Source organism: Streptomyces sp. C36 (assembly GCF_040932295.1).
GTDB lineage: Bacteria > Actinomycetota > Actinomycetes > Streptomycetales > Streptomycetaceae > Streptomyces > Streptomyces triculaminicus.
Genome location: NZ_JBFQGI010000008.1, coordinates 43,792 through 56,072, shown reverse-complemented (window position 1 = coordinate 56,072; position 12,281 = coordinate 43,792). Strand labels below are relative to the sequence as shown.

Below are 12,281 nucleotides of genomic sequence, written 5' to 3'. Positions count from 1 at the left end.
CCGTCATGACCGATCACGGCCCGCAGCCGGTGGAGCGTCAGCTGCCCACCGAGGAGGCCCGCGACCTGATCTCGCTCGTGCGGGAACTGGTCCAACGGGAGATCGCACCCCACGCGGCCGAGGAGGAGGACGCCGGACGCTTCCCGCGCGACCTCTTCCGGCTGCTCTCCGATTCAGGCCTGCTGGCGCTGCCCTACGCCGAGGAATGCGGCGGCGGCGATCAGCCCTACGAGGTCTACCTCCAGGTGCTGGAGGAACTCGCCGCGGCCCGGCTGACCGTGGGCCTCGGCGTCAGCGTGCACACCCTCGCCTGCCACGCGCTCGCCGGCTACGGCACCAAGGAGCAACGGGCCGAGCACCTTCCCGCCATGCTCGGCGGTGGACTGCTGGGCGCCTACTGCCTCTCCGAGCCGTCCTCCGGCTCCGACGCCGCCTCCCTGCGCACCCGCGCCACGCGCTCGGGCGACACCTGGACCATCGAGGGCACCAAGGCGTGGATCACCCACGGCGGCATCGCGGACTTCTACACCGTGCTGGCGCGTACGGGCGGCGAGGGGGCGCACGGCATCACCGCCTTCCTCGTGCCCGGGGACGCCCCCGGCCTGTCCGCCGCGCCCCCCGAGCGCAAGATGGGCCTGAAGGGCTCGCCCACGGCCCAACTGTACTTCGACGGGGTGCGGGTGGCCGACGCCCGCCGGATCGGCGAGGAGGGACAGGGCTTCGCCATCGCGCTGTCCGCCCTCGACTCCGGCCGGCTGGGCATCGCCGCCTGCGCGATCGGCGTCGCCCAGGCGGCGCTGAACGAGGCCCTCGCCTTCGTCGCCGGACGACGGCAGTTCGGGCGCCCGGTGGCCGACTTCCAGGGCCTGCGCTTCATGCTCGCGGACATGGCCACCCAGATCGAGGCCGGCCGCGCGCTGTACCTGGCGGCCGCGCGGCTGCGCGACGCGGGCCGGCCCTTCTCCAAGGAAGCGGCCATGGCCAAGCTCTTCTGCACCGACGCCGGGATGCGGATCACCACCGACGCCGTCCAGCTCATGGGCGGTTACGGCTACACCGCGGACTTCCCCGCCGAGCGGTACATGCGCGAGGCCAAGGTCCTGCAGATCGTCGAGGGCACCAACCAGATCCAGCGGATGGTCGTCGCCCGGCACCTCGCCGGCCCCGAGTCCCACTGACCCGGCCCCCACCGGCCCCGGCCCCGCCGGGGCCACCACGGCCCGGCGGCCGACGGCACCTCACGGTCCGCCGGCCCCGGGCCCACGCCCGGCGCGGGGCGCCCGGCCGCGCTACGACGCGCGGCGCATCCCGGGAACGCTGCGGGGCTGCGAGCCCGGGCCGCCGATGTGCGAGAAGGGCTGCGTCCGCCAGTCCAGGCTCTCCGGCAGCGTGAGCAGCCCGGCCGCGTCCAGGCCCTGGGCGTCCAGGGACTCGTCGGCCCATGTGGCGTCCTCCACGCCGCGCCCCGAGCCCGGGCAGACCGTGAGCCCGAAGGGGTTCCACGGCGACGGGCACAGCGCGTGCTCCGGGAGCACGTCCTCGTCCGCGAGCAGCGCGATGGGCCGCGCGCAGTCCGGGCACGTCACCCGGAACATGTCATAGGTGTCGGTCTCGAACAGGCCGCCTTCGCCGTCGTTGTCGAGGCGTTCCAGGCTGGGCATAGTGTTTCTCCCCCTCGGATGGGCCGGCCAGGCCTCCCGGCCTCGGCCACAGCAAGCACTTCCCTATTGGATGGCCGGGTAATCGCCGCACCCGACAGGACACGGGTGCGCGCATGTGGCATTTGTCACATGGGTTGTGCGCCTGTGGTACCGCCGACTGTGCCGGGCGCACCGGGACACAGTAGGTTGATCCATGTGGAGGAGTTGGACAGAGAGATCGTGGAACTGCTCGTCAAGGACGGGCGGATGAGCTACACCGACCTGGGGAAGGCCACGGGCCTGTCCACCTCGGCGGTGCACCAGCGCGTGCGCCGGCTCGAACAGCGGGGCGTCATCCGCGGCTACGCCGCGGTCGTCGACCCCGAAGCCGTCGGGCTGCCCCTCACCGCGTTCATCTCGGTGAAGCCGTTCGACCCCAGCGCGCCGGACGACATCGCGGACCGGCTCGCCGAGATCCCCGAGATCGAGGCGTGCCACAGCGTGGCGGGCGACGAGAACTACATCCTCAAGGTGCGCGTGGCCACGCCCCTGGAGCTCGAGCATCTGCTGGCCCGCATCCGCTCGTTGGCGGGGGTGTCGACCCGCACCACCATCGTGCTGTCCACGCCCTACGAGGCACGGCCGCCGCGCGTGGGATGACGCGCCCGGGGCCGGGCCCCCGGTGACGGCGACGGGCGCCCGGCGCGGCAGACTGAACGCCATGAGCGAGCGTCCCGAGAAGACCGTCCTGCTGCGAGGCGGCGACGTGCACAGCCCCGCCGACCCCTTCGCCACCGCCATGGTCGTCGAGCGCGGCCATGTCGCCTGGGTCGGCTCCGAAGGCGCAGCCGACTCCTTCGCCGACGGCGTCGACGAGGTCGTCGACCTGCGCGGCGCGCTGGTCACCCCCGCGTTCACCGACGCGCACGTGCACACCACCGCCACCGGGCTGGCCCTGACCGGCCTCGACCTCACCGGCGTGGACACCCTCGCCGGTGCCCTGGAGCGGGTGCGGGCGCACGCCGCCGCCCGGCCCGCCGACCGCGTACTGCTGGGCCACGGCTGGGACGCCAGCGCCTGGCCCGAGCGGCGGCCGCCGTCCCGCCGGGAGCTCGACGAGGCCGTCGGCGGCCGGCCCCTCTACCTCACCCGGGCCGACGTGCACTCCGCCGTCGTCACCACCGCCCTGCTCGACCTCGTCCCGCACGCCCGGACCCTGTCCGGATACGCCCCCGACGCCCCCCTGACCGGCGCCGCCCACCACGCCGTGCGCGCCGCCGCGTACGACAGCGTCACCCCCGCCCAGCGCACCGAGGCGCAGCGCGCGGCGCTCGCCCGCGCGGCGTCCCTCGGTATCGGCTCCGTCCACGAGTGCGCCGGGCCCGAGATCTCCGGCGCCGACGACCTCACAGGCCTGCTGCGCCTGGCCGCCGAGGAGCCCGGCCTCCGGGTGACCGGCTACTGGGCCGAGGCGATCACCTCGCCCGCCGGCGCCGCCCGCGTCCGCGAGCTCGGCGCGACCGGAGCGGCCGGCGACCTCTTCGTCGACGGCTCCCTCGGCTCCCACACCGCCTGCCTCCACGAGCCCTACGCCGACGCCCCGGACGGCACCGGCTCCGCCCATCTCGACGCCGACGCCATCGCCGCCCACGTCACCGCCTGCACCGAGGCGGGCATCCAGGCCGGCTTCCACGCCATCGGCGACGCCGCGCTGAGCGCCGTCGTCGAGGGCGTACGGGCCGCCGCCGACCGGCTCGGCCTGGCGCGCGTACGCGCCGCCCGGCACCGCGTCGAGCACGCGGAGATGCTCGGCCCCGAGCTGATCGCCGCCTTCGCCGAACTCGCCCTGACCGCCTCCGTCCAGCCCGCCTTCGACGCCGCCTGGGGCGGCGAGGAGGCGATGTACGCCCAGCGGCTGGGCCGGGAGCGGGCCCGCACCCTCAATCCCTACGCCGCCATGCTGCGGGCCGGCGTCCCGCTCGCCCTCGGCTCCGACAGCCCCGTCACACCCCTCGACCCGTGGGGCACCGTCAGGGCCGCCGCCTTCCACCGCACCCCCGAGCACCGGATCTCGGTGCGCGCCGCCTTCACGGCCCACACCCGCGGCGGCTGGCGGGCCATCGGCCGGGACGACGCGGGCGTGCTGGTGCCGGGCGCCCCGGCCGACTACGCGGTGTGGGAGGCCGGCGACCTGGTGGTGCAGGTGCCCGACAACCGGGTCGCCAACTGGTCCACCGACCCCCGCTCCGGCACCCCCGGCCTGCCCGACCTCACCCCCGGCGCCCCGCTGCCCGTCTGCCTGCGCACGGTCGTGGGCGGGCGCACGGTCCACGCGCGCCCGAACGGGTGACGCGACAAGATCCGCGTACCGCCGAACGACGTGCCCCGGCCTGTCGCACCGCCCCGTCATCTGCCGTACTGACCTGCTGATTTGAATGAGGCGCGCAGGTCGGAAGGGTGTTGACACGGTGCGGGCGGCGGCCGGTAGGTTCTCCGCTGTCCACCACAGGACGTCCGGCCGGGGAACCTCCACGCAGTCGTCGAACGCCGCTGGGCCATGGGGCGGGGTGCCGAGCAGGCGCGCCGCCACTGGGAGCCAGGTCCAGCGCACGAGGGGCGGGGGAGGTTCGGCCAGGCCGGCAGGTGCGACCCGGGTGGGGCCCGGAAGTTCAGTAGACAACGGCTCTCGGGCGACCCGCAGCCAGCGGATCCCAGGCCGGCCCGAAGGACGCCGGGCCCCCATTCCGCCGTTCCGCGAGGGGCCACCCGAAGCACACCCGGCGGGCCGCCGGGCGGCCGGAGCGAGGTACGGTCAGCTGATACTCCCGAAAGCTCCAGGAAGGCCGCCGACCGTGCCCTCGGGCCCCGAAACCACTCCAGAAGCCGCCGTGAGCCCTCCGGCGGCCGCCGGCGCGCCCCGCGACGCGGTCGCGGACGCCCGCCCCGGACGGGCCGCGCGTCTGGCCCGCCTCGCCCGCCGCGAGGCGCCCCGTACCGCCCTGGCCGCCGTCGGCGGACTGGGACTGGCGGCCGCCTTCCCGCCCTACGGCCTGTGGCCGCTGTCCGTCGCGGCCGTCGCGGCGCTGGCGCTGCTGACCCGGGGGCGCACGGCACGGCAGGGCGCCTGGACCGGTTTCGCCTTCGCCCTGCCGTTCTTCTTCGTCCTGCTCCGCTGGCTGCACGTGGTCGGGTACGACGCGGTGGTCGGCCTGTCGATCGCCGAGGCCCTGTTCGTGGCCGCGCTCGGCGCCGGGCTCGCGGTCACCTCGCGGCTGCCCGCGTGGCCGCTGTGGGGCGCCTGCCTGTGGATCGCCCAGGAGTGGGCCCGGGACCGGGTGCCGTTCGGCGGCTTCCCGTGGGGCCGCCTCGCCTTCGCCAACACCGGCTCGCCCTTCACCCCGCTCGCGGCCCTCGGCGGCGCCCCCCTGGTGACCTTCGGCGTGGCGCTCGCGGGCGGTCTGCTGGCGTACGCGCTGTCCGCCGCCCACCGGCTGCGGGCCGGCGGCCCCCGGACCGTGCGGGCGGCGCTGCCCGCGGTGGAGGCGGTGGCCCTCGCGGTGGCCGTGACCCTCGTGGGCTACGCCGTGCCCGTGCCCACCAAGGCCGACGACACCGCCGACATCGCGATCGTCCAGGGCAACGTGCAGAACCCCGGCATGAACTTCCTGGGCCGCCCGATGATGATCCTCGACAACCACGTCAACGCGACGCTGCAGCTGGCGCGGGACATCAAGGCGGGCAAGGCGCGCAAGCCGGATCTGGTGATCTGGCCGGAGAACTCCTCCGACCTCGACCCCTTCCAGTACCCCGAGGCCTACGACCGGATCGAGGAGGCGGTCAAGGCCGTCGGCGTCCCCGTCCTCGTGGGCGCCCTCATCGACCACCCCGGCAAGCAGGGGTACATAGACAACAAGGGCATCGTCTGGGACCCGAGGACCGGCCCCGGCGCCTCCTACGCCAAGCAGCACCCGGTGCCGTTCGGCGAGTACGTGCCCTTCCGGGCGCAGCTGAGCAAGGTCATCACCCGCCTCCAGCGCGTCCCCCGCGACTTCTACCCCGGCGACCGCACCGGTGTGCTCCAGGTCGGCCCGGCCCGGCTCGGCGACGTCATCTGCTTCGAGGTCGCCTACGACGAGATCGTCCACGAGACCGTCAGGGCCGGTGCCCGCGCCCTCGTCGTGCAGACCAACAACGCCACCTATGGCCGTACCGGCCAGCCCGAGCAGCAGCTGGCGATGTCCCGGCTGCGGGCCGTCGAGCACGGCCGCGCGGTGGTCACCGCCGCGACGAGCGGCATCAGCGCCGTCGTCTCTCCTGACGGCCGGGTGCTCCAGCACAGCGAGGAATTCACCCGCGACGTGATCAGCGCGCGCATCCCGCTGCGGGACGGCACGACCCTGGCCGACCGCGTGGGTGCGGGGCCCGAATGGGCGCTCGCTATCGTGGGGCTTCTGTCCTGTGCGGCCGCTTTCCTGATCGGTCGTCGGGTCCGGCCGGAGGGAACCGAAGAGGATATGGACAAGAAGGGCCAGCTGTGAACGACGGTGGTCAGCGGAGATACGGTCCGCTCGGCACGACCTTGGTGATCATTCCGACCTACAACGAGGCGGAGAACATCAAGCCCATCGTCGCCCGGGTGCGCGAGGCCGTACCCGAGGCGCACGTCCTCGTGGCCGACGACAACAGCCCCGACGGCACCGGCAAGCTCGCCGACGAGCTGGCGGCCGACGACGACCACGTCAAGGTGCTGCACCGCAAGGGCAAGGAAGGCCTGGGCGCCGCCTACCTGGCGGGCTTCCGCTGGGGCCTGGACAACGGCTACGGCGTGCTGGTGGAGATGGACGCCGACGGCTCCCACCAGCCCGAGGAGCTGCCCCGGCTGCTGACCGCGCTCAAGGGCGCCGACCTGGTGCTGGGCTCCCGCTGGGTGCCCGGGGGCCGGGTCGTGAACTGGCCGAAGTCACGGGAGATGCTCTCCCGGGGCGGCTCGACGTACTCCCGCCTCATGCTCGACGTGCCCATCCGCGACGTCACCGGCGGCTACCGGGCCTTCCGGCGGGAGACGCTGGAGGGGCTGGGCATGGACGACGTCGCCTCCCAGGGCTACTGCTTCCAGGTCGACCTGGCCTGGCGCGCGGTGAAGGCCGGCTTCCATGTGGTGGAGGTGCCCATCACCTTCGTCGAGCGGGAGCTGGGCGACAGCAAGATGAGCCGCGACATCGTCGCCGAGGCCCTGTGGCGCGTCACGTCCTGGGGGCTGGGCTCGCGGGCCTCGAAGGTGCTGGGCAAGGAACAGCAGGGCCCCCGGCCGTAAGGGCCTCATAAGGGCCCTCCGCCCGTTTTCCGGGCGTCCGGGCACACTTGAGGCATGACGTTCGGAGCGCAGCAGCAGACGGTGGACAGTGGGCCGCCCCGGCGGAGCCGGGCCCGCAGGATCGTTCCCCTCGTGGTGGCGGTCTGGGTGGTGCTGGAGGTGTGGCTGCTGACGCTCGTGGCCGGCGCGGCGGGCGGCTGGACCGTCTTCGCGCTGCTGGCCGGGGGAGTGATCGCCGGCTCGTATGTGATCAAGCGGGCCGGCCGGCGGGCCTGGCAGCGGCTGACGCAGTCCCTGCAGACCCCGGGCGCGGCTCCCGCTCCCGCGCCCGAGGAGGGCGGCGGCAACGCCCTGACGATGCTGGGCGGCCTGCTGCTGATGGTGCCGGGCCTGATCTCCGACGTGGCCGGGCTGCTGTGCCTCTTCCCGCCGACCCGGGCGCTCCTGCGCGGGTCGCTGGGGCGGCGGCTGCGACGGCCGGGGACGCTGGGCGAGGCCTTCCAGCAGGCGCAGCAGGCCCAGCGGACACGGATGGGCGAGGGCAAGGTCGTGCAGGGCGAGGTGATCCGCGAGGACGCGCCGCCCGCACCCCGCCCGGGCGACCCGCAGCTGCCCCGCTGACCGGCGCCGGCCGCCGCGCAAGGCGGCCACCGGGTACCGACAGCGAGCACCGGGTACGGACAAGGGCCCGGGCCACTGCTCAGTGCAGTGGCCCGGGCCCTTGGTGGTGCTGTGGAGCGCGCTGTCCGTCGTCAGGCGGACTTGCGCGTGTCGCGCGGATGCACGGCGATGTTCATGGCGCCGGAGCGCAGGACGGCCAGCCGTTCGGCCAGCACCTCCTCCAGCTCCTCGCGGGTCCGTCGCTCCATGAGCATGTCCCAGTGCGTACGCGCGGGCTTGCCCTTCTTCTCCTCAGGACCGTCGCCGTCCACCAGGAGTGCCACGGCGCCGCACGCCTTGCACTCCCACTCCGGCGGAATCTCCGCCTCTACCGAGAACGGCATCTCGAATCGATGGCCGTTCGGGCATGCGTACTCCACCGCCTGGCGCGGTGCCAGATCGATGCCGCGGTCGGTCTCGTAGCTGGTCACCACGAGTCGCGTGCCGCGGAGAGCTCGCTCACTCATGAATTGTGCCTCCCGGGCTTTGTCGCCCACAGGACAGGTGTCGCTGTCGTCGTCATCCGGTCAACGTCCGGTCGGCGGTGAAGATTCCCCGTTGAGGGACATGCGTCGCCCGTCGTGCCGCCCCTTGTTGTACCCACCAGCGCCCGTTTTGTCACATCCGGCAACAGATGTCACCCTGTGTTTCCACTGCTTTAGCGCGCAGTAACGGTCCGTCCGGTGGGTCGAAGGCGTACACTACCGGGCTGCCGGTTTCCCACCTAAACCGGGTCCGGAACTCCGCGGGCCGCGCCCTCCTCGGCGGCCGTCGCGGGGGATGCCGCCGAGGGCCCCGCCGCGACCACCGGGCTCGGCTCCGGCCCGGCGAACAGGCGCAGGAAGTACTGCGCCAGCGGGCCGATCGTCACCGCGAAGAGCACCGTGCCCACGCCCACCGAGCCGCCCAGCGCGAAGCCGGTCGCCAGCACGGTGACCTCGATGCAGGTCCGCACCAGCCGCACCGAGCGCCCCGTCCTGCGGTGCAGCCCCGTCATCAGCCCGTCGCGCGGGCCCGGGCCGAAGCGTGGGGTGATGTAGAGCCCCGTCGCGACCCCGCACAGCACCACCGCGAACAGCAGCAGCGGAATCCGCACCCACAGCGTGCCGGGCGGCGCCGGCACCACGCTCAGCGTCGCGTCCACGGCCAGGCCGATCACCAGCACGTTGGAGACCGTGCCGAGCCCGGGCCGCTGCCGCAGCGGTATCCACAGCAGCAGCACCAGCGCGCCGATGGCGATCGTGACCGTACCGATCGACAGGCCCGTGTGCCGGGACACTCCCTGGTTCAGCGCGTCCCACGGCGACAGCCCCAGCCCCGCGCGCAGCTGCAGCGCGATGCTGATCCCGTACAGCATGAGCCCGCCGTACAGCTGGACGAGACGGCGGGCGAGCGCGGACCGTGGCCCTGATCCCTGTGGCGCGGACAAAGAATCCCCCTGTGGTGGTGCGAGTGGCTTGAGCCATGACAGTCTGTGGACTGTAGAGCAGAAAGATCCATGGCCAATCCCGGGAAGGTGGACTGCAAGCCATGACCCAGTGGACCTCTTCGGTCGGAGCACCTCAGCTGGCGCGCCTCCTCGGCTCGCAGCACACGCGCGACACCGTCACCCCGCTCGGCGGCAGACGGCTGCCCGCCTACCGCTCGCTGGCCGACGGCATCCGGCTGCTCGTCCTCGAGGGGCGCGTCCCCGTGGCCGCCCGGCTGCCCGCCGAGCGCGAGCTGGCCGCCGCCCTGTCGGTGAGCCGCACCACCGTCGCCGCCGCCTACGAGGCGCTGCGCGGCGAGGGCTTCCTGGAGTCCCGCCGCGGCGCGGGCAGCTGGACCGCCGTGCCCGCCGGGAGCCCGCTGCCCACCCGGGCGCTGGACCCGCTGCCGCCGGAGGCCGCCGCCTCGGTGATCGACCTCGGCTGCGCGACGCTGACCGCTCCCGAGCCCTGGCTCACCCGCGGCCTGCAGGGCGCGCTCGAGGAGCTGCCGCCCTACGCCCACACCCACGGCGACTACCCCGCCGGCCTGCCCGCCCTGCGCCAGGCCGTCGCCGACCGCTACACCGCCCGCGGCGTGCCCACCATGCCCGAGCAGATCATGATCACCACCGGTGCGATGGGCGCCGTCGCCGCCATCTGCCGGCTGATGGCAGGGCGCGGCGAGCGGGTCGCCGTGGAGTCGCCCTCCTACGCCAACGTCCTGCAGCTCATGCGGGACGCCGGCGCCCGGCTGGTGCCCGTGGCCATGGCCGACCGGCTCGCCGGCTGGGACCTGCCCGCCTGGCGGCAGGTGCTGCGCGACGCCGCGCCCCGTATGGCCTACGTCATCGCCGACTTCCACAACCCCACCGGTGCCCTGGCGCCCGAGGAGCAGCGCCGGGAGCTGGTCGAGGCGGCCCGGGCCGCCGGCACGCTGCTCGTCGCCGACGAGACCATGTCCGAGCTCGTCCTGGAGGACGGCCTCGAACTTCCCCGGCCCGTCTGCGCCTTCGACCCCGCCGGCAACGCCGTCATCACCGTCGGCTCGGCCAGCAAGTCCTTCTGGGCCGGCCTGCGGATCGGCTGGGTGCGCGCCGCCCCGGACGTGATCCGCAGCCTGATCGCGGCCCGCGCCTACGCCGACCTCGGCACGCCCGTCATCGACCAGCTCGCCGTCACCTGGCTGCTGAACACCGGAGGCTGGGACGCGGCCCTGGGGATCCGGCGCGAGCAGACGCGCGAGAACAGGGACGCCGTCGTCGCGGCCGTCCGCCGGCACCTGCCCGAGTGGGAGTTCACCGTTCCGCGCGGCGGCCTCACGCTGTGGGCGCGCACCGGCGGGCTGTCCGGTTCCCGGATCGCCGAGGCGGCGGAGCGGCTGGGGGTGCGGGTGCCGTCGGGTCCGCGCTTCGGCGTCGACGGCGCCTTCGAGGGGTACGTGCGGCTGCCGTTCACCGTGGGCGCCCCGGTCGCCGAGCAGGCCGCGACGCGGCTGGCCGAGGCCACCCGCCTGGTGGCCAGCGGGGCCACCGCCGCCGTCGAGGTGCCCCGCACGTACGTGGCCTGAACCGGCGCGTACGTGGCCCGGAGCGGGCGGCCCGGCGGCTACACGCCCCGGACCGGCAGCATCCCGTCGCCGTCCGCCGCGCACCGGGAGGCCGCGGCGCCGGGCCACTCCGGCAGCAGTCGCAGCACCGCCTCCCGCTGGGCGTCGGCCGTCTCCTCGTCGTACGGGTCCGGGGTCGCCGGCACCTGCAGCCGGTGCACGGGCCCCGGGCCGAGCCGGGCGTAGCCGCGCCCGGGCGGCGTGTCCTCGGCGGGGGTGGTGTGCGGGGCCGCGCCCAGGGCCGCCGCCGCCTCCCGGGCGGTGGCGGGGCCCAGTGCCACCCGGGCCCCGGTGTGGGCGAACAGCGCCTCGCCGAGCAGTCCGGTCGCGTCCAGCCGCTCGCCGACGACGACGGTGACGCCCGCGGTCCGGCCGTGCCGCAGCGGCACCTCGAGCAGCTCCTGCGGATCCCGGCGCCTCTCGGCGGCGGCGAGCCGGCCGAGTGCGGCGGGCCGGTCGACGACGATCCACAGGGGGCGCCGGATGTCGTCGGGCGCCGGACGGCCGTTGCGGCGGGCGTAGGTGGCGGCCATCAGCCGCCGTTCCGTCTCGTGGCAGGCCCACTCCAGGATGGCGAGCGCGTCCGGGGCCGTGCACTCCACGGCCAGCACGCCCTCGCGGCCCGCCAGGCAGGCGTAGCCGCCCGTGCCGCCGCCGTCGAGGATCACCGCGTCGCCGTGGTGCAGGGCCTGCAGGGCGACCGAGCGCAGCAGGGTGGTGACGCCGCTCCCGGGCCGGCCCAGGGCCAGCAGGTGGGGTTCGGTGGAACGCGGTCCCGTGCGCCAGACGACCGGCGGCGCGTCGCGGGTGCCCTCGCCGACGGTCACCGGCAGCGTCCGCTGGACGGAGGCGGGGTCGGTGAAGCCCAGGACGGTCTCGCCGGGGGTGGTCACGAAGTGCTGGGCCCCGATGTCGGTGGGCAGCGGGGAGAGCACGCTCAGCTCGAGGTGGTTGGCGGCCTCGTCCCAGTCGAAGCGGTACTCCCGGCCCCGGCCGGCCTTGAGCTGCAGCAGCTGCTCGATCCGGGTACGGGCCGGGCCCTCGCTGTCGGTGAAGTAGCCGGGGTAGCGCAGCCGCAGGAAGGTCAGCCGTCCCTGGTCGTCGAAGGCGTGCTCGTCGAAGGCGGTGCCCCAGTCGCCGCCGTGCTCGTAGAGCGGACTGGGGTCCTCCGGGGCGGTCAGGTAGGGCACCAGCGCCTCGTACAGCGCCTGCAGCCGGGCGTTCTCCGCCTCGTCCGGCTCCTCCTGCTCCGGCGCCCGGTCGCGGCCGGCCCAGGCGCCCGCGGCGACCATGACCGCCGCGGCCAGTGGCGGTCCGTAGGGCACGAGTGCCACGATGACCAGGGAGGACCCCAGGAGGAGCAGCGAGGGCCCGCGCCGGTCGGCGGGCATCCGCAGCCAGCCGCGTACGCCCGCGGCGGCCAGCCGGCGCAGCCCCCGCGCGACCACGAACAGCGGATGGAGGGTGTCCCGGGTGCTCTCGGCGGCTCCGCGCGCGAGCTCCCTGCCCCGGACGAGCGAGGTGCCGTCGCCGGTCGTCGGGATGCGGGGGAGCGAGCGCCGGCCCACGTCGGCCTCCTGGGGTGGCTGCGG

General features: G+C 74.7%; 11 protein-coding genes. 7 read left to right on the top strand and 4 right to left on the bottom strand.

Annotation, left to right across the window (positions count from 1 at the left end; all coding sequences use genetic code 11):
* The first annotated feature begins 5 nt into the window (after positions 1-5).
* On the top strand, positions 6-1,178 hold the full coding sequence (locus AB4K12_RS23750) for an acyl-CoA dehydrogenase family protein (protein WP_368436127.1): 1,173 nt from the start codon (positions 6-8) through the stop codon (positions 1,176-1,178).
* Positions 1,179-1,289: 111 nt separating this feature from the next.
* Here AB4K12_RS23750 and AB4K12_RS23745 read toward each other — a convergent pair whose 3' ends face one another.
* A complete protein-coding gene (locus AB4K12_RS23745; protein ID WP_086566214.1) occupies positions 1,290-1,661 on the bottom strand; it encodes a hypothetical protein in 372 nt (123 codons plus the stop codon).
* 195 nt (positions 1,662-1,856) lie between these two features.
* Here AB4K12_RS23745 and AB4K12_RS23740 point away from each other — a divergent pair, with 195 nt between their 5' ends.
* The 5 genes from AB4K12_RS23740 (at position 1,857) to fxsA (ending at position 7,575) form a co-directional block, all read left to right on the top strand.
* The gene (locus AB4K12_RS23740) at positions 1,857-2,300 is read left to right on the top strand and encodes an Lrp/AsnC family transcriptional regulator (RefSeq protein WP_030365423.1); all 444 of its coding nucleotides are present in this window, start codon (positions 1,857-1,859) and stop codon (positions 2,298-2,300) included.
* Between the two features lie 61 nt (positions 2,301-2,361).
* Positions 2,362-3,990 (top strand): amidohydrolase, encoded by a 1,629-nt coding sequence (locus AB4K12_RS23735; protein WP_368436126.1) that lies wholly within the window; start codon positions 2,362-2,364, stop codon positions 3,988-3,990.
* A 538-nt stretch (positions 3,991-4,528) separates the two neighbouring features.
* Entirely contained in the window at positions 4,529-6,178 is a 1,650-nt protein-coding gene (gene lnt, locus AB4K12_RS23730; protein ID WP_368436125.1) for an apolipoprotein N-acyltransferase, read from the top strand.
* Positions 6,175-6,954 carry a polyprenol monophosphomannose synthase gene (locus tag AB4K12_RS23725; protein ID WP_368436124.1) on the top strand — a complete coding sequence of 260 codons (780 nt, stop codon included), beginning with the start codon at positions 6,175-6,177 and terminating at the stop codon, positions 6,952-6,954. Before lnt ends, AB4K12_RS23725 begins: the two co-directional genes overlap by 4 nt.
* 54 nt (positions 6,955-7,008) lie before the next feature.
* Entirely contained in the window at positions 7,009-7,575 is a 567-nt protein-coding gene (fxsA, locus tag AB4K12_RS23720) for an FxsA family membrane protein (protein ID WP_368436123.1), read from the top strand.
* A gap of 131 nt (positions 7,576-7,706) precedes the next feature.
* On the opposite strand, the gene AB4K12_RS23715 is transcribed toward fxsA, so the two are convergent.
* Positions 7,707-8,081, bottom strand: coding sequence for an RNA polymerase-binding protein RbpA (locus AB4K12_RS23715; protein WP_004948858.1), 375 nt, complete (start codon positions 8,079-8,081; stop codon positions 7,707-7,709).
* A gap of 257 nt (positions 8,082-8,338) precedes the next feature.
* Entirely contained in the window at positions 8,339-8,971 is a 633-nt protein-coding gene (locus AB4K12_RS23710; protein ID WP_368436122.1) for a YitT family protein, read from the bottom strand.
* A 173-nt stretch (positions 8,972-9,144) separates the two neighbouring features.
* Between AB4K12_RS23710 and AB4K12_RS23705 the strand changes: the two genes are divergently transcribed.
* On the top strand, positions 9,145-10,650 hold the full coding sequence (locus AB4K12_RS23705) for a PLP-dependent aminotransferase family protein (RefSeq protein WP_362259717.1): 1,506 nt from the start codon (positions 9,145-9,147) through the stop codon (positions 10,648-10,650).
* Positions 10,651-10,688: 38 nt separating this feature from the next.
* On the opposite strand, the gene AB4K12_RS23700 is transcribed toward AB4K12_RS23705, so the two are convergent.
* The gene (locus AB4K12_RS23700; RefSeq protein ID WP_368436121.1) at positions 10,689-12,257 is read right to left on the bottom strand and encodes a hypothetical protein; all 1,569 of its coding nucleotides are present in this window, start codon (positions 12,255-12,257) and stop codon (positions 10,689-10,691) included.
* Between the last annotated feature and the right edge of the window lie 24 nt (positions 12,258-12,281).